The following is an 18,040-nucleotide window of genomic DNA, read 5'->3' on the forward strand; positions in this document are numbered from 1 at the left end:
GGCATATCCAGTGGGATGTTCACATCCATTCGTACATGAAACAGCATGTCTCACTCCTGATGTATCACGTCGCTTATTTGCGGCGAAGGTTGTCAATCTTGTCTAAATCCAACTCAATACCTAAACCATTGCCTTGAGGCAGATGTAATTCGAAATCACGATATTGAAGCGGGGTCTTTAAAATTTCGTCAGTTAACAGCAATGGACCAAACAATTCAGTGCCATATGCCAAATTCTCAAAGGTCGAGAACAAATGTGCAGAAGCGATGGTGCCAACAGAACCTTCAAGCATCGTGCCACCATACAGATCTACACCAGCGAGGTTTGCAATGGTTGCTACATCACGACCTTCGAGTAGGCCACCAGACTGAGCAACTTTTACAGCAAACACAGAAGCAGCATTGCGCTTTGCTAAACGATAAGCTGTACTTGGACCCATCAATGACTCATCCGCCATAATGGCAATATCAAAACGACGAGTTAAACGCTCCATGGCATCAATATTGTCAATCGCACATGGCTGTTCAATTAGATCCACACCACCATCTTGCAGCAGTTGAATACCTTTGATCGCTTCTAACTCAGACCAAGCACGGTTCACATCGACACGGATAGAAATATCAGCGCCTAACGCTTTTTTGATGGTGAGAACATGCTCAACATCTGCTTCTACAGCACGAGAACCAATTTTTAATTTAAAGAAGTTATGACGCTTAGCTTCGATCATCTTTTTCGCTTCAGCGATATCTTTATCCGTATCACCAGAAGCCAACACCCAAAGTACAGGGACGCTGTCACGCAGACGGCCACCTAGCACTTCAGACAGCGGCAAGCCTAAACGTTGAGCTTGAATATCGAGTAAAGCAGTTTGAATGGCACATTTTGCAAAACGGTTGCCATTAATATTCTTCTTCAACACTTGCATAATTTGAGCAACGTTGAGATCAGTAAAAGTTTTGAGTAGTGGAGCAAAATAAGTATCGATATTGGTTTTGATACTTTCAGGGCTTTCTTCACCATAGCCTAAGCCACCGATGGTGGTTGCTTCGCCCCAACCAATGAAACCATCCGAAGTTTCGATTTTAATGAGGACTAAGGTTTGAGTTTGCATCGTTGCGACCGCCATCTTGTGTGGGCGGATCGTCGGGATTTCAACGAGCAAGGTTTCAATATTTTTGTACATGCAGCAATATATTCCATTAATATATGCGAAATACCTTATTTGAAATAAAGTATTGAAAATAGAGGTTAAGTAGTATATTAAAATACTAAAAAAGTATGGATTAAGGAAATTTCAATGGAATTAAGAACATTAAAGTATTTTGCTACTGTGGTCGAAGAAAAAAGTATTACAAAAGCTGCTGAGAAGTTATGTATCGCACAACCACCACTTACACGACAAATCAAAAACTTAGAGTCAGAGTTAGGTGTCGTATTATTTGAAAGAGGCATGAGACCGATCAAAACAACTGAAGTTGGAGAGTTTTTTTACCAATATGCTGTACAGATACTGACCTTAACAGCACATGCTAAATCGATGGTAAATCGATATAAAGTGACAGATACTACGGTACGAATTGGATATGTTGGTTCGCTTTTTTATTGGAAATTACCTGAGATTATTGATTATTTAAGAAAGCATATTGCAAATATAAAAGTTGAATTGGTGGAATGCGGAACCAGGGATCAGGTAGAAGCTTTGAAATTGGGAAAAATTGATATTGGGTTTGGTCGATTAGGAATTAGTGATCCTTCAATAAAAAGAATAGTGATCGAAAGAGAGCAACTTTTTTTAGCAGTGCACAAAGATCATACGTTAGTGACCCAAAATGTTAAGGAAGTACATTTATCACAATTGGTTAACGAACATATTTATATATATCCAAATACTCCTAAACCAAACTTCTCAACTTTTGTTCAAGGAATATTCTCTGAACTTGACTTAATTCCCCAAAATCTGATCGAGACGAGAGAAATCCATATGGCATTGGGGATGGTGTCATCTGGTGAGGGGGGGTGTATTATTCCAAAGAGTGCATGCTCTATAGGTATGAAAAATTTGAAGTTTATACCTATTCTAGATAATGAGGCTGAAAGTCCAATTACAGTTGCCTATAGAAGTATCGATAATAATGAATACATAAAACAAATATTAGATTATCTAGACGAATTGAAGAGCATGAACTAATTTTTTTAGATTAGATTAATATAAAATATCTATTTATATGCAATATTTAATGGAAAAATAAATAGAATAATAGTGTTAAAAATGATATTTATTTTATAAATCAGCATAAATTGGCATGGATTTGTCATAGGGATAGCGCTGATCTATAAAATATTTAGGATGATTTCGATGGAAAAAATTTCCGAGTTAAAGAGCAATGATGCAAAAAAGAAGGATATTTATGCTTGGTATGTTGTAATACTTTGCATGATTGCATATATATTTTCTTTTATCGATCGTCAAATTTTGGCTTTGATGATTGAACCGATAAAAGCAGATTTGAATTTAACAGACACGCAATTTAGTCTACTCCATGGACTAGCTTTTTCTTTATTTTATGCATTCATGGGGCTGCCGCTGGCTTATATCGCAGATCGATTCTCAAGACCAAAATTAATTGCTGCCGGGATTGTATTTTGGAGCATTGCAACAGCTTTATGTGGTTTAAGTAAGAACTTTATCCAGTTGTTTTTGAGCAGAATGGGTGTAGGAATTGGTGAAGCTGCTTTGTCACCTGCAGCCTATTCAATGTTTAGTGATATGTTTGCAAAAGATAAATTGGGACGAGCTGTCGCTATTTATTCGATTGGATCTTTTGTTGGTGGGGGAATCGCATTCTTAGTAGGTGGTTTTGTCATTGGATTACTCAAGGACATGTCACTTATCGCTGTACCTTTGCTCGGGATGTTAAAGGCATGGCAAGTGGCGTTTATTTTAGTGGGTTTGCCAGGAGTCATTATTGGCATATTGGTACTTTTAACTGTTAAAGATCCTAAGCGTAAAGGGCAGATGGTCGATGCGCAGGGGAAAGTGGTAAAAGTAAAGCTTAGTGATACTTTTAAATTCCTGAAAAAGCATAAAAAAACATTTACATGTCATTATTTAGGATTTACTTTTTATGCCATGGCATTGTTTTGCTTAATTAGCTGGACACCTGCATTTTACATACGACATTATAATATGACAGCCACTGAAGTGGGTTATATGTTGGGTGCCGTGTTGCTGATTTCAAATACTTTGGGTGTATTTTCGGCTGGTTGGATGAATGATTATTTTATTCAAAAAGGCAGAAAAGATTCGCCTATGTTTGTGGGGGTGATTGGAATTGTAGGTCTTATTATTCCAATGATTTTGTTTTCACAAGTTAATGAATTATGGCTATCAGTTACATTGTTGGTTGTTGCAATGTTTTTTGCTTCTTTCCCAATGCCGATCTCAACAACAGCAATGCAAATGCTTTCGCCAAATCAATTACGTGCCCAAATCTCATCTATCTTTTTACTCATCAGTAATTTGATTGCTTTAGGTATTGGTACCACATTAGTGGCTTTAATTACGGATCGTATTTTTGAAAATCCTTTAATGGTCGGTTCATCGATATCTATTGTTGGTGCAATATCATGCGTATTGTGCTTTGTATTATTGAAAGTGGGTTGTAAAGCCTTCGAAAATAGCTTGCAAGTTGAGTCTAAATAAAACATGTCTGAATAAAATAATGAGGGTACACCTATCATGTATTTATCGAATCTGAAACTTTTAAAGAAATTCAACTTATTGTCTTCAAAAGATTATTTTCAGATTAAAGATGTGATAGGACAATACTTGTGCCCTCATCAATTTGAAGTATGTAATGATGAATCTTTAGAGGTAAAATTAAGTGGGTTTTCATTTGGTCAAGTTGCACTATTTGAATTAAGTTACAACGCTCCAGTTCAAATTAGTTTCGGTGCTGAGTGTCAAAGTTATCTGTTTAGATTTAATTTGGAAGGGGGATGTAAAGTCAAATATGATCATTCAATTTATCAACAACGTCCTGGATTACTTACAGTTTCTCATCCTCATTTTGAAAATAGAATTGAACTCCAAGCCAAATGTAGAAATATTATATTAAAAATTGATCATGAGTTGATCAATACTGTTTTATATCGCTTATTGGGATATATACCTCAAAAAAATCTTATTTTCGATAGTGGCATTTCCTATACATCTGAAGAAAGAATTTCAATTTTAGAAACACTGAACTACTTATGCTTTGCATATTCAAATATTGAAAACTGGTGGCAAATTTCTGATAGCTTTAGTTCATATTTGACTGAGTTATTATTGATCAAAATTCCACATAATTTCAGTGAACGAATCGCAGATAAAAAAAATCAACTCATCCCAAGTTATATCAAAAATGCAGCTCACTTGATTGAGCAACATTATATGGAAGCAATCTCGATTGAGGAAGTTGCTAGGCTTGTAAAAGTCTCGGTAAGAACGCTTCAAAAGGGATTTAATACCTATTTGAACCAAACGCCTCTCAGTTTCATGACATCAATCAAATTGGACCGAGTTCATCAAGAACTTAAACACACTCAGGTTGATCAGCCTATAATTGATATCTTCAATGCTCATGGTGTAAGAAGCTTTGGACACTTTACTCGGCTTTATAAAAAACGTTATGGATGCACGCCTTCAGAAACCGTGAAACAAAACAAATTAATAGAAATAAATTCGTAATTCGAATAGCAGTACCGCTTTTTGACGCGAGCAAAAAGAAGAATCTTTCCTACTATCACAATACACAATAAATATGTAAGGGAAGAAAATGAAAATCACAGTTCTCGGCGGTGGACATGGATGTTATGCATCAGCAGTGGAAATGGCGGAAAAAAATCACGAAGTTAAATTATGGCGAAGAGATCGAGATTCACTAAAAGAATTAGCGAAATATGGTGAGCTTACTGTAAAAGACTTTCGTGGCACTAGAACAGTATCTGTTGGGGATGAACATCAAAAAATTCAACTTGAAACTGATTTATCCAAAGCTATTGAAAACGCTGAATTGATTATTATTCCTTTACCCGCAACAAGCCATGAAGATTTATCGATTGAAATAGCACCCTACTTAACATCTGGTCAAGTCGTATTTTTACCCCCAGGTACTTTTGGAACATACCTATTTGCTCAAGCAATGCTTAAAGTTGGGAATAAGTCTGACGTGGCTTTTGCAGAAACGGGTACGTTGCCATATTTAGTAAGAAAACATAGTCCGAATTCTATCGTGATTAGTGTATATGCGACGAGATTGCCTACTGGGGTCTATCCAGCAAAATTAAAAGATCATGCTATTAGAGTATTAAAGCAAGCTTATGACAGCATCGAGCCTATAGAGGATGCTTTGAGTGGAGCTTTAATGAATGCAGGACCCATTATTCATCCTCCATTAATTATGCTCAATGCTGCACCTTTAGAACATTTTGATGTATGGGATATTCATAATGAAGGTACTCAACCTTCAGTGAGGAGAGTAACGAGCTTATTAGATCAAGAGCGAATGAATATTCGTGAAGCATTGGGATACTCGAAACAGCATTTCCCACTCGCAGATCACTACAATAAAGAGGGTGAAGGAGATGAGTGGATGTATGGTAGGGGGGCACATGGTAAGTTGACTGACAGTGGCGATTGGCGTGAGAAAATAGATTTACATTCACATCGGTATATGCTCGAAGACACACGATTAGGCCTGTCATTTATTGTATCGGTTGGTAAGTATGTTGGAGTCAAAACGCCGATTGCTGAAGGGCTTCTGAATATCGCATCATCAATTACTGGTAGGGATTTGTATAGTGAGGGTCGCACTCTTGAAAATTTAGGGTTATTTGATTTAACACAGCAACAATTAAAACACCTGTTGAACTCCGGAGAGCAATCTGCATGATTAAAAATATTATTATTGTAGGTGCAGGCAGAATGGGTAATGCGATTGCGATCGCATTCGCATATGCAGGAATTGAGATTGCACTTGTAGACGTAAAAGATCGAAACCCAGCAGAAAAAAATGAATTTCTGCAAAAATGGAATGACAGCCTCGAACAAGAGTTGCATCTCTTAGAACATATCGGGATGTTAGTGAATGATCAATGTAAAGTATTAAAAGAAAGAATTCATTTCTATTTCAAAGATAATCAAACTATTGATTGGAAAAATTGTGAATTAATTATTGAAGGTGTACCTGAAATAATGACTCATAAACAACACTGTTTTCGGTGGTTGGAACCCTTAATTTCTAAAAACTGTATTGTGGCATCAACGACTTCGACCTTTTTGGTCACTGATATAGCAAAATTAATTTCTCATCCAGAACGTATTGTTAATGCGCATTGGCTTAATCCTGGATATTTAATGCCTTTAGTTGAGCTAAGCCGATCTGAGCATACTGCTGATATAGTAGTAGAAAAACTAAAAACATTACTTGAGGCAATTGGTAAAGTCCCTGTGATTTGTAATGCAGTTGCTGGATACATTGTTCCAAGAATTCAAGCATTGGCAATGAATGAAGCAGCGAGAATGGTTGAAGAAAACGTAGCAAGTGCTGAGGATATTGATAAAGCGATTCGTACAGGTTTTGGTTTGCGTTTTTCAGTGTTAGGTATGCTAGAGTTTATCGATTGGGGTGGAGGAGATATTTTGTATCATGCTTCTGAGTATTTGAGAGAAGAACTTGGTGAGCGTTACAAAGCCCCTGATATTATCAAAAAAAATATGAGGGAAAATAGAAATGGTATTAGAGAACTATCAGGTTTTTACAAATATGAAAGCATGGATATTTATCAATATAAACTAAATGTCATATCAAAATTCGCTGAAAATTTGCGATTTAATCAGCTTATTCCACAATATGAAATTATGAAATAAGCGTTAGTAGGTAAAAAGATTTTAGTCTTTTTACCTATTTGGCATTAAATTGAATATTTTCTTTAATTGTAAATTTAGTGACTCAAGTTCTTGTTCATCAAAAGAATTTAATATACCAGCTAAAGTAACACGATTGATCTGATTAATTTCATCCACAAGACCATATCCTTTTTCAGTGAGCTTCACCATAGAAATCCTTTCATCATGAGGGGATGAGAAAACTTCAACTATACCTTCTTCGACTAATCTATAGATTGCCTTAGTTGCAGTTGTTAATTTGATTGTTGCTAAATTTGCTATTTCAGTGATATTGGCTTCACCGAGAGCATTTGTACTCAAAATGATTTTTCTTTTTGTATTATCGAGACCTATTTTTTTTAAAGATTTATCAATCAATTGGGAATACTTACCATTAACTTGAGATATCCAAAAAAATGGGAAATTTTCCAAACTTTTGGGATCGTTATTTGGCAAATAATTTTCAAAATTTTTTAACATGAGCAGCAATTAAACTTAAAAAAATATAATTGATTATACAAGAAAAAAGACAAAGATTATTTTATTTCAAAATAACTTGACAAATACATTAATTTTTCAGATATTGATGTTGAGTATAAAAATACATGGAAAAGTGAATTGAATATTATATCTAGAAGTCTCTCTTTAGGAGATGGAAAAATTAGAGTCGTGGTTAAAGACTCAATTGATATACAAAATGAAGTGACGACACTTGGAACTCAGGCGCGCAGTGGAGCATGCCCTGCAATTTCACATGCTGAAATTATAAAAAATATACTCAGCAGTGATTGCAAAATTATTGGAAAAACTCATCTTCATGAACTTGCATTCGGTATAACTGGAATAAACAAAAACTTCGGAACACCATTAAATGTTAAATATCCGCAACTTATTCCAGGAGGCTCTTCCAGTGGTTCGGCTGCAGCTATTGCGGCAGGTCTAGCAGACTTCAGTATTGGTACGGATACTGGTGGCTCAATTCGTATGCCAGCCGCTTGCTGTGGAGTGTATGGATTAAAACCTTCATTTGGTCGTGTAAGTCGTGATGGTGTTTGGCCAAAAGATACCACTTTAGACTGCGTCGGACCATTCGCATCAGATATCAACAATCTGATTCTTGCTATGCAGATCATTGATCCTACATTTAACGAAATCCAAATCGATCTACAGCAGATTCAATTAGGAATATTACGTGTCGAAGCGGAATCTGAAATTTGGCGTGTCTTAGATGCTGAGTTAACAAAAATTGATTTACCTCAAAAAAATCTATTCATAGACAATATTGATGAGGCATATCAAGCAGGTATGTCGATCATTAATTACGAAACTTGGGGTGCATATCATGATCTTACTCAAACTGGACTTCTAGCCAATGATGTTCAGCAGCGTTTATTAAAAGCATCTGAAACCACTCAACAAGATGTAGAAAATGCTGAATTAATAAGAACTCAATTCACAGAGCAGATCAATGATTTACTCAACAATGTTGATGTTTTGATACTGCCGACACTACCTCAATTTCCACCTAAATTAGACGAAGCTGAAAATACTGTTGCTTTCCTCAATTTAACTAAGCTCGTGCGACCATTCAATCTATCGGGCCATCCAGCGCTTACGATTCCATATGAAACATCAAATGGCTTACCTGTCGGTATGCAATTAATTGCTAAGCATGGTGAAGATGAAAAATTGTGTGCTATTGCACAACACATTGTCGATATTACGAAGCATTCACAAGGAGGTGGCAAATGAGCAATTTAGCCAAAGATCAAACAGAGAGCTTGATTGATCTTGAAGAATTATGTCAAGAGATTAGACAGCGAGCGTGTTCAGGTGAATTTGACGAACAAGCATACGTGAGTCAAGACATTATTCAAAAACTGAAATCAATTGGGGTATATCGTGCTTTAGTTCCTAAACGTTTCGGTGGTGATGAGGTTTCACCGCGTACGTTTTGTGAACTTATTGAAAGGCTCTCTAAAGCAGATGGATCAGTAGGTTGGGTTGCAAGTTTTGGTATGAGCCCAGCTTATCTTGGGAGTTTACCTGAAGAGACACTTTCTGAACTTTATAAAAAAGGTCCAGATATCGTTTTTGCTGGTGGAATTTTTCCACCGCAAGCTGCTCAAGTGACCGATGAGGGTTTAGTTGTAAAAGGTCGTTGGAAATTCTCAAGTGGTTGTAAAGGTGCAGATATCGTTGGTGTAGGCATTGCCCCGATCAAAGATAATGAATCTCATGGCTTACCACGTATGGCTGTTTTACCAGCGCATAAAGCTAAAATTGAAATGACGTGGGATACAGTAGGTTTAAAAGGCACAGGTAGTCACGATCTCATTGTCGATAATGTACTTGTACCTGAGCATTGGACTTTTGTTCGGGGTGAGCCATCTAAACTCAGCGAACCATTTTTCAAATATCCATCCCTCTCTTTGGCGACTCAAGTCCTTACCGTAGTCGGAATTGGCGTAGCCTCGGCGTCATTGGAAGAATTTAGAAAATTAGCTCCAGGTAAGTCGTCAATTACTGGAGGTGCAGAAATTGCTAATCGACCTATCACTCAGTACGAATTTGCGAAAGCTGAAGCTGAGTTCCTAGCTGCAAGAACATGGTTCTACAACACCATGGATATTGTATGGGAAGAAGTACTCAACGGACGAAAACCTGAACCACATTTAATTAGTGATATGCGTCTATCTTGTACACATGCGGCAAGAGTCTGTTCAAAGGTCACCCGCAAAATGCAAATGTTAGCTGGCATGACTGCCATTTATACCAACCATCCATTTAGTCGCTTTGTGAATGACACGAATGTCGTGACACAGCATGCATTTATGGGTGATGCAACTTTACAAAATGCTGGTGCGATGAGCTTTGGGCTTAATCCGACACCTGGATATTTATAAATGACCGAAAAGAAGGAAATCGAAATGGAAGCTAAAAAATCATTACGCGTATTGTTCTGTATGGGGATTAACCAAAACTTTTTTGATGCAGAGCCAGCAGAAGCAAAAGCAGTGTGGGCAGCATTTGGTGAAATGTGGAATGGTATCCATGATTTACCTGGCGTGCATGTATACGGCAACTTAGATGATGATCAAAGCATGGTAGGTGCAAGTACGGGTTGGCCTTGGACAACCTATTTATTGGCTGATGTACCTGATATTGAAACAGTTCATGCTGCATGTAACTTATTCCGTACGACTGTGGTCGGAGAAGGTCCATATAAACTTTGGAAGTATTGCAAAGTTGAAGCAAGAGTTGGTCGTGAATTAATTATTCAACGATAAGGATATCGATATGGTCGACTCTAATGAACTCAAAAGCATTCTTCAACGTCTTCAACAGTTGGAAGCGCAGAATCAAATTCGTAATTGCCTAAATCGCTATATGGAAATTTGTGATGAACTTAATCAAAACACAAATTTAGAAGCGCTGATGGATTTATTTGATCCTGAGTGTATTTGGGAGGGGGTAGGGAAAAAATACGCCCAGTCATTTGGTCGGCTTGAGTCTTGGCTGGCGGTATATGACATGTTTAAAGCATACACGCTGAAGGACTCGCATTTTGTTATGAATGCACATTTTGTGAATTCTGAACAAATTTATATTGATGGTGATGTGGCTATTGGGCATTGGTTGATGTTGCAAACATCTACTTTCAAAACGGGTGCAAGCCACTTGAATGCAGCCAAACTGACAATCCGTTTTAAGCAACAAAATAATGGCATTTGGAAAATCAAACACTTCCAAACAGAAAATATTTTCAGTCGACCAGTAACGCATTGGACCAGTGATGATGAGTTACCAGTACCGCAATCAAATTTAGTCGGTTGAGTTGCATAAGTTATAAGGGAATACATGATGAATAGTGCAATACCAGTTCAAAATATTGAAATTGATTACAATGAATTAGTTCAAAGTGACCGAGTGCATACCTCTTTATATAAAGATGCACAAATCTTTGAAGATGAAATGGAAAAAATTTTTTACAGCACTTGGGTTTGGGTTGCTCATGCAAGTGAAATTCCAGATGCTGGTAGTTATAAAACGATTAATATTGGTAAACAACCTGTAGTTGCTGTACGGGATCGTAAGAAAAAAGTCCACGTTTTACTCAACCGCTGTCGCCATCGTGCTGCTACAGTTTGTGAGCATAAAAAAGGCAAAACAAATAGCTTTGTATGTCCATATCATGGTTGGAGTTACGCTTTGGATGGTACATTGCGTGGCGTTCCTTCACCTGAAAGTTATGGCGAATGTTTAGATAAATCTGAATTTCCACTGATCAGCCTACGTGTAGAAGAATATAACGGTATGATCTTTGCAACCTTCAAAGACGATATCGAGCCATTAGAAGACTTTTTAGGTGCTGCGAAAAAGTGGATTGATCTATTCATGAAGCAAGGCGCAGGTTATCCAGTCAAAGTATTAGGTGAACATCGTTTTACATTCCCAGGTAACTGGAAGATTCAGTTGGAAAATACAACTGACGCGTATCATTTCCCATTAGTTCATAAATCATTCTTAAGTTCTGTAGACGAAAAAACAGAAGAGCTTTTCAACTTTGAAAATCAACCAGGCTATGTTGAAGATCTAGGAAATGGTCACAGCGTGATGGTGATGATTCCAGAACTGGTAGATCTTGATGAAGAGTTGATGGAGCGACCAATCCAAGAGCGTTTTGAAGAACTTGCCCAAGCGCTGCGTGAAGAAGGTCATGAGGAACTTGAAGTTCGTCGAATTTGCCGTGCTGTCGGTGGTTCGGGCTTTAACTTAAATATTTTCCCTAACATTGCATGTTCTATGGCGTTCTTCCGTGTAATGCAACCATTAGCGGTAGATAAAACTGAAATTCACCACTCAGTGATTACGATGGATGGTGGACCACAAATTGCCAACCAATATCGCCTACGTCTACATGAACATTTCCAAGGTCCTTTCGGTTTTGGTACGCCAGATGATGCGGAAGCTTGGGAGCGTGTACAGCATGGTGCAAATGCGGGCAATGATCTTTGGATCATGTTGAACCGTGGTTTACCAGGAGAAGTCAAAACTGAAGATGGTCTGAAGAGTGACGTGAGTGCTGAAACAGGCATGCGTGGCGCTTACCAACAATGGAAAAAGTTGATGACGGCTTAAGGGGAAGAGCATGAAAATTAATTTAAATCTTTTGAACGAAGTAACAGCATTCATTTGGGCTGAAGCTGACATGTTAGATCATTCAGAGTATCAAGCATGGTTAAATTTATGGAATGAAAATGGCAAATACATCATTCCAATTGATCCATCATTGACAGATTACGAAAACCATTTGAACTATGCATATGACAATCACCACATGCGTCAATTACGTGTAGAGCGTTTAGAAAATGGTGAAGCAATCTCGACAGCTCCCAAGGCCAATACTGTTCGCAGCCTGTCACGTGTGCGAATTATTGAAGAAACTGATCACAAGATAATTTTACGCTGTGCACAAAATTTAAGAGAGTTCCGCAAAGAAAATTTGCGTCATTACACTGCTGATGTGATTTATGAGCTAATACGTCAAGAGAATGGCGAACTCAAAATAGACCGTAAAATTATCAATCTAGTCAATTCGACAGATACCTTAGCTGGTATCAGTTACATTCTATAGGAGGTGACCATGTCACAAGTTGTTTTGGTTACTGGTGCTGCCTCTGGTTTAGGTAATGTGATTGCTGAATATTTTGCTGAACAAGGGCATCAAGTTATTTTAACTGCAAGTACCTTAGAAAAAGCGGAAAGCGCTAAAGCTGCGAGTCAGTATCCATCGCAGATGTATCCCTTAAAACTGGATATATCAGTAGAGCAGGACTTTAGAGATGCAGTGAGTTGGATTGAAACTCATTTCAACAAGTTGGATGTTTTAATCAATAACGCCACAGTAACTAAAGCAACTCCTGTCCTTGAAATCACTGCGAGAGATTTTGATTGGGTGACACAAGTCAACCAACGAGGAACCTTTCAGTCATGTCAAATTATTGGTCAATATATGGCATCTAAAGGCTTTGGTCGAATTATCAACATGGCTTCGTTGGCTGGTCAGAATGGTGGTACTGCAACAGGAGCACATTATGCAGCTTCAAAAGGTGCAATCGTAACTTTGACTAAAATTTTTGCAAAAGAATTTGCCGCTAAAGGTGTGACGGTAAATGCCGTAGCACCAGGACCAATGGAGTCTCCAATAGTACACAGCGTTGTTTCAGATGAAAAAATGGAAGCGTTTATCAATAATATTCCTGTTAAGGCTTTAGGCAGTATGAGTTTTATCGCTGAAACTTGTGCTTTGTTAGCATCCCCACAAGCAGCTTTTGTGACAGGAGCAACATGGGATATTAACGGAGGACTATTTATGCGCTAAGCATTGGCTTAGTCATAAAGGGGGAAAACTATGAACGAAAAATACTCCGTAATTGTCAATAAAAGATCAGTAGAAGCGGAAAATGTTGTTGTCTTAGATTTAATTTCAGCAACTGAGTCTCCATTACCTGAAATCGAAGCTGGATCACATATCGATCTATTCCTGCCTAATGGTTTAATCCGTCAGTATTCTCTATGTCAAGATCCTAGTTTAAAAGGTGTTTTTCGATTAGGGATCTTAAAAGATGAAGCATCAAGAGGGGGATCACTGTCGGCGTTTAATGACATCACTGAAGGGATGCAACTACAAGTCAGCCATCCTAAAAATTTGTTCCCATTGTTAGATGCATCTCACAGCGTTTTAGTTGGTGGTGGTATTGGGATTACACCGTTAATTACCATGGCTTATGATTTATTGAATAACAATAAGTCATTTGAATTGCATTATTGTGCAGCTTCTAAACAAACCGCTGCATTTGTAGATGAAATCAAGCAAGGTCCCTTAGCGAGTTATACAACTTTCCATTTTAAAGATGATGGTGCAAATCATCGTGAATTTTTTGATCACGCAATGAAAGATATTGCCAAAGATTCACATTTATATACCTGTGGTCCTAATGGATTTATGGATTGGATTATTAATCTTGCTGAGTCTAAGGGTTTTAGTTCCGATCAATTACATAAAGAATATTTTCAGGTAGATATTGATTTAGGTGGCGCTAGTTTTGAAGTTGTTGCACAACAAAGTGGTAAAACGATTCAAGTAGCTCCAGAGGAAACTATTCTGCAAGCTTTAGCGCGAGAAGGGATTAAAGTCGAGTTATCGTGCGAACAGGGCGTTTGTGGAACGTGTATGTGTGATGTGCTTGAAGGCGAACCCGATCATCGAGACGTCTACTTTACTGACGAAGAAAAAGAAAGTAATGAGCAGATTTTAGTGTGTTGTTCTCGATCAAAAACACCGAGATTAGTTTTAGATATTTAATAGTTGAATTGCCATCATGGAAGGTCATTTTGGGATTCAGGAGAAGGGAATGAATAGTTATCAAAAATCGGAAGAACAAGCTATTGATCCGATGAAATTCCGCAGAGCACTCGGTAATTTTGCAACTGGGGTTACCATTATTACAGCGCAAAATGCGCAAGGTGAAAAAGTGGGTGTAACTGCCAATAGTTTTAACTCAGTTTCATTAGACCCACCTTTAATCTTGTGGAGTATTGATAAAAAATCGACCAGTTTTGAAGTTTTTAAAAACTCTAGTCATTTTGCAGTCAATATTTTATCTGGATCTCAAATCGAAGTATCGAATAAATTTGCTAAACGCAATATTGATAAATTCGAAGGAGCAAACTACCGTTTGGGTGTAGGTAATGCTCCAGTTCTGGAAAATTGCTCTGCTGTTTTTGAATGTGAATTATTTCAAATTGTAGAAGGCGGGGATCACTGGATTATTATTGGAAAGGTCGTTAATTTTCAAGATGAAGGTCGTAGTCCATTAGTATATCACCAGGGTGCGTACTCAGCAGTAACACCACACCCAATGTTAAGAATTAAAGATTCAAATCCAGTCCAAACTGATGATTTGGGTCAACTATATCAAGGTAACTTATATAATAATGTTGCCTATCTCATGAGTCGAGCATTCAAGTTTTATCAAAATGATTACATCCCAAAGCAATTAGTCACAGGTTTTAGAACGAGTGAAGCTCGAATGCTTTTAGTGCTAGGCAGTGGTGCAAGTTCATGCAAAGATGATTTGCCACGTGATATAGCAATGCCTATGCGAGAAATAGAAAGAGCAGCGGAAATCCTTAAGAAAGATGAGCTACTAGTCGAAACAGAAGAATTCTACCAATTAACGGATAAAGGTAAAAAAACCGCACATTATTTATTTGATATAGCTGATGAGCATCAAAATGAAGTATTTGCAAATTACAGTGACCAAGAAAAGAATACTTTTATCACCATTCTAAAAGATATTGCGGGTATTCATTAAATCAAATTGGGCTAAATGTTAGATCATTTGGCCTTTTTTTCAATCTATAAAGATTTAAAAGGGATTTAATTATTAATTAAGGTATATAAATATACTTAAAAGAAAATTGAATTTTCTATGGAATTGGAAAAGAATTGGGTTGAATATATGAAATTTCATATAGCTGAATAGAAAAAATTAAACAGGGTTGAGTGAGAAAATCAGTAAAAAACTAAGGGGAAGTTGAGTGAAAAAGTTACCTACATTTGCAATACTAGCAATTTGCTGTAATACAGCAGTTTATGCGGACTTGGTAAAAGATAGTCAAACGACAATAAATTTAAGAAATTTCTTTATTGATCGAAATAACACAACACAGCCTGATGTTGGTAGTTGGTCACAAGCATTAGGTCTAAAGTTTAGTTCAGGTTATACCAATACACCCGTTCAGGTGGGTTTTGACGTGACTTCAAGTTACGCACTAAGATTATCAAATCATAATGCTGAAAGGTCTGATTCGATCTTACCATTTGATCCCATAAAAAATGAGCAAGAACGTAGTTATAATAAATTTGGTGCAACCTTAAAGCTGAAATATAAAGATTCTGAGCTATTAGTTGGGGAACTTTCGCCAAGAACACCTGTTGCATTTATTGATGATTCACGTCAGTTGGTGACAACATATGCTGGTGCGGCATTTGAAACGAAAGCGATTCAAAATTTAAAATTTTCAGCTGGAAGAATCACTCATATAAACGCGCGTAATGATGATGAGTTTGAAAAACTAAGCTTGTTTGCACCAGGTAAAGCAAGAATAGAAAGTAATGGTTTAAGTTATGTTGGTTTAGACTATAATTTTAGCCCTAAAATTTCAGGCTCTTACTGGTTTGGTCAGCTGGAAGATATTTATAACCAACATTATTTAAATGCAGCATATAACACTCAAATTGGCGACTCTAAAATTAAATTAGATGCACGTTATTTCCATAACAGTGAAGCTGGTGACAAATACTATGGAAACATAGATAGCAAAACATTTGGCGTTCAGGCCAACATTCAAAATGGCTCACATAGTTTTGCTGCAGGTGTTCAAAAAAATTCCGGGGATACCAATTTTCCAACATTTGATGGATTCGCTCCTCAACCTTTCCTACATACTTGGTCAACTTTAGGTTTCATCAAACCTGAAGAACTTACTTATCATGCACTTTATTCTTATGACTTTAAAAATGTTGGTTTGCCGGGTTTAAGAACGACTTTGCGTTATTTATATGGCACGAACATAGAGCGTAATGGCCTACCAGATAATAAAGAGACTGAAGCTAATTTCATTGTCGGCTATACCGTTTCAGAAGGGTCTTTTAAAGGGTTGGGTATAGAGTGGAGGTATATCGACACGACTACTAAATATGGTGCAGGAACAACCAATGGTAATGATTTTGTTGAAAATCGAATCATTACTACATATAGCTATAAATTCTAATTACATAAACAGTTAATGGACAAACTGGAGATTATATGATGTTTAAAAAATTATTATTATCAACAAGCTTAATCGCAATTGCCACTTATGCTCAAGCTGATATCACGATTGGAGTTGTGACATCATCATCCGGACCTGTAGCAATGGTAGGTATACCACAAAAAAATACAGTTGCTTTATTACCTAAAAAAATTGGTAATGAAAACGTTCGATATATTTCTCTTGATGATGCGAGTGATCCTACAGCATCTGTCAAAGCTGTCGAGAAACTAATAAAAGAAAACAAAGTTGATGCAATTATTGGTCCTTCTGGTTCACCAAATGCTTCTGCAGTGATAGGGACAATTGCTAAAGCGAAAGTACCTCTTCTTGCACCGGTTGGAACTTCTACGATAGTCATGCCAATGAATGACCAAAAAAAATGGGTGTTTAAAACCACCCAGAATGATGAAATCATCGCAGAAGCGCTTGTGCAAGATATGGTGAAGCGAAAAATTACAACTCTAGGATTTATCGGTACTGCTGATCCGTATGGAGAAAACTGGGGAAAAGTCTTAGCGAATTTAGCAAAGAAAAATGGGATTAAAATCGTTGCTCAAGAATCATTTCAACGTCAAGATACCTCTCTAACTGGTCAAGCGTTAAAACTCATAAGTAAAAAACCACAGGCAATTCTAGTTGCAGCACCAGGTAGTTCAGCAGTGCCTCCACAAACTGCTTTATATGATCGAGGCTATCGAGGGCAAATTTATCAAACGCATGGTGCGGCTTTAGATCAATATTTAAAAATGGGTGGCAAGAAAGTAGAAAATACGATTTTAGCTGCCAGTTTAATGCTTGTTTTAAATGAAGTATCTAATACACATCCTTCTAAGAAAATTGCTACTAAATATATCAATGATTATAAAGCAAAATATAAACAAACACCTGCAACCTTCGGGGCAAATGTGTATGACGCAGGTATTTTGCTTGAAAAAGCTGTACCGACTGCTTTGAAAAAAGCAAAGCCTGGCACCGTGCAATTCCGTGAAGCTCTACGTGATGCATTGGAATCTACAAAAGAAGTCGCAGGAACTCAAGGCGTGTATAACATGAGCCCATCTGATCATAGTGGATTTGACAAGCGTGGGCGTGAAATGATCATTGTTAAAAATGGTCAGTGGAAACTACTGAAGTAAATTTAGCTTTTCATCATAAATGAACTCAGAGCGATATGCATATGTCGCTCTAGGTAAATTCATCCTCAAAAAAGGGTAGGAAGATGTT

General features: G+C 37.3%; 18 protein-coding genes. 16 read left to right on the forward strand and 2 right to left on the reverse strand.

The genetic code is table 11. The annotated features are described in order from the left end of the window. Nucleotides 1-73 precede the first annotated feature (73 nt). Nucleotides 74-1,183 (reverse strand): muconate/chloromuconate family cycloisomerase, encoded by a 1,110-nt coding sequence (locus AC1M9I_RS09745; protein WP_092767668.1) that lies wholly within the window; start codon nucleotides 1,181-1,183, stop codon nucleotides 74-76. Between the two features lie 114 nt (nucleotides 1,184-1,297). On the opposite strand from AC1M9I_RS09745, the gene AC1M9I_RS09750 reads away from it, so the two are divergent. The 5 genes from AC1M9I_RS09750 (at nucleotide 1,298) to AC1M9I_RS09770 (ending at nucleotide 6,913) form a co-directional block, all read left to right on the forward strand. Continuing rightward, nucleotides 1,298-2,188: a LysR family transcriptional regulator gene (locus tag AC1M9I_RS09750; protein WP_035266330.1), complete on the forward strand. Its 891-nt coding sequence runs from the start codon at nucleotides 1,298-1,300 to the stop codon at nucleotides 2,186-2,188. Nucleotides 2,189-2,356: 168 nt separating this feature from the next. Next, nucleotides 2,357-3,703, forward strand: a complete 1,347-nt coding sequence (locus AC1M9I_RS09755) for a spinster family MFS transporter (protein WP_481610978.1) — start codon at nucleotides 2,357-2,359, stop codon at nucleotides 3,701-3,703. Between the two features lie 78 nt (nucleotides 3,704-3,781). Then, nucleotides 3,782-4,732, forward strand: a complete 951-nt coding sequence (locus AC1M9I_RS09760; protein ID WP_481610979.1) for a helix-turn-helix transcriptional regulator — start codon at nucleotides 3,782-3,784, stop codon at nucleotides 4,730-4,732. Between the two features lie 88 nt (nucleotides 4,733-4,820). Then, nucleotides 4,821-5,936 (forward strand): NAD/NADP octopine/nopaline dehydrogenase family protein, encoded by a 1,116-nt coding sequence (locus AC1M9I_RS09765; protein WP_481587687.1) that lies wholly within the window; start codon nucleotides 4,821-4,823, stop codon nucleotides 5,934-5,936. After that, nucleotides 5,927-6,913: a 3-hydroxybutyryl-CoA dehydrogenase gene (locus tag AC1M9I_RS09770; RefSeq protein WP_171260716.1), complete on the forward strand. Its 987-nt coding sequence runs from the start codon at nucleotides 5,927-5,929 to the stop codon at nucleotides 6,911-6,913. Before AC1M9I_RS09765 ends, AC1M9I_RS09770 begins: the two co-directional genes overlap by 10 nt. Before the next feature lie 30 nt (nucleotides 6,914-6,943). Here the strand turns inward: AC1M9I_RS09770 and AC1M9I_RS09775 are convergent, their stop codons facing one another. After that, complete coding sequence (locus tag AC1M9I_RS09775; RefSeq protein WP_092767678.1) at nucleotides 6,944-7,411, reverse strand: MarR family winged helix-turn-helix transcriptional regulator; 468 nt, start codon at nucleotides 7,409-7,411, stop codon at nucleotides 6,944-6,946. Between the two features lie 138 nt (nucleotides 7,412-7,549). Between AC1M9I_RS09775 and AC1M9I_RS09780 the strand changes: the two genes are divergently transcribed. The 11 genes from AC1M9I_RS09780 to AC1M9I_RS09830 all read left to right on the forward strand — a co-directional run bounded on the left by AC1M9I_RS09780 (nucleotide 7,550) and on the right by AC1M9I_RS09830 (nucleotide 17,952). Further along, a complete protein-coding gene (locus AC1M9I_RS09780) occupies nucleotides 7,550-8,683 on the forward strand; it encodes an amidase (protein WP_481589336.1) in 1,134 nt (377 codons plus the stop codon). Beyond that, on the forward strand, nucleotides 8,680-9,837 hold the full coding sequence (locus AC1M9I_RS09785) for an acyl-CoA dehydrogenase family protein (RefSeq protein ID WP_481594853.1): 1,158 nt from the start codon (nucleotides 8,680-8,682) through the stop codon (nucleotides 9,835-9,837). Before AC1M9I_RS09780 ends, AC1M9I_RS09785 begins: the two co-directional genes overlap by 4 nt. 24 nt (nucleotides 9,838-9,861) lie before the next feature. Continuing rightward, on the forward strand, nucleotides 9,862-10,221 hold the full coding sequence (locus AC1M9I_RS09790; RefSeq protein ID WP_035266405.1) for a hypothetical protein: 360 nt from the start codon (nucleotides 9,862-9,864) through the stop codon (nucleotides 10,219-10,221). 10 nt (nucleotides 10,222-10,231) lie between these two features. Next, on the forward strand, nucleotides 10,232-10,768 hold the full coding sequence (locus AC1M9I_RS09795; protein ID WP_481594854.1) for a nuclear transport factor 2 family protein: 537 nt from the start codon (nucleotides 10,232-10,234) through the stop codon (nucleotides 10,766-10,768). A gap of 27 nt (nucleotides 10,769-10,795) precedes the next feature. Beyond that, nucleotides 10,796-12,073: an aromatic ring-hydroxylating oxygenase subunit alpha gene (locus tag AC1M9I_RS09800; RefSeq protein WP_035266339.1), complete on the forward strand. Its 1,278-nt coding sequence runs from the start codon at nucleotides 10,796-10,798 to the stop codon at nucleotides 12,071-12,073. 10 nt (nucleotides 12,074-12,083) lie between these two features. After that, nucleotides 12,084-12,569: an aromatic-ring-hydroxylating dioxygenase subunit beta gene (locus AC1M9I_RS09805; RefSeq protein ID WP_092767687.1), complete on the forward strand. Its 486-nt coding sequence runs from the start codon at nucleotides 12,084-12,086 to the stop codon at nucleotides 12,567-12,569. A gap of 9 nt (nucleotides 12,570-12,578) precedes the next feature. Further along, nucleotides 12,579-13,316: an SDR family NAD(P)-dependent oxidoreductase gene (locus AC1M9I_RS09810; protein WP_481589334.1), complete on the forward strand. Its 738-nt coding sequence runs from the start codon at nucleotides 12,579-12,581 to the stop codon at nucleotides 13,314-13,316. Between the two features lie 30 nt (nucleotides 13,317-13,346). Beyond that, the gene (locus tag AC1M9I_RS09815; protein WP_481594855.1) at nucleotides 13,347-14,300 is read left to right on the forward strand and encodes a PDR/VanB family oxidoreductase; all 954 of its coding nucleotides are present in this window, start codon (nucleotides 13,347-13,349) and stop codon (nucleotides 14,298-14,300) included. A gap of 49 nt (nucleotides 14,301-14,349) precedes the next feature. Further along, nucleotides 14,350-15,312 carry a p-hydroxyphenylacetate 3-hydroxylase reductase component gene (locus AC1M9I_RS09820; protein WP_481610980.1) on the forward strand — a complete coding sequence of 321 codons (963 nt, stop codon included), beginning with the start codon at nucleotides 14,350-14,352 and terminating at the stop codon, nucleotides 15,310-15,312. Nucleotides 15,313-15,538: 226 nt separating this feature from the next. Next, nucleotides 15,539-16,774: an OprD family outer membrane porin gene (locus tag AC1M9I_RS09825; RefSeq protein ID WP_481610981.1), complete on the forward strand. Its 1,236-nt coding sequence runs from the start codon at nucleotides 15,539-15,541 to the stop codon at nucleotides 16,772-16,774. Nucleotides 16,775-16,812: 38 nt separating this feature from the next. Continuing rightward, nucleotides 16,813-17,952, forward strand: coding sequence for an ABC transporter substrate-binding protein (locus tag AC1M9I_RS09830; RefSeq protein ID WP_481594856.1), 1,140 nt, complete (start codon nucleotides 16,813-16,815; stop codon nucleotides 17,950-17,952). Nucleotides 17,953-18,040 lie beyond the last annotated feature (88 nt).

This window comes from Acinetobacter sp. ANC_7553 (genome assembly GCF_056779895.1).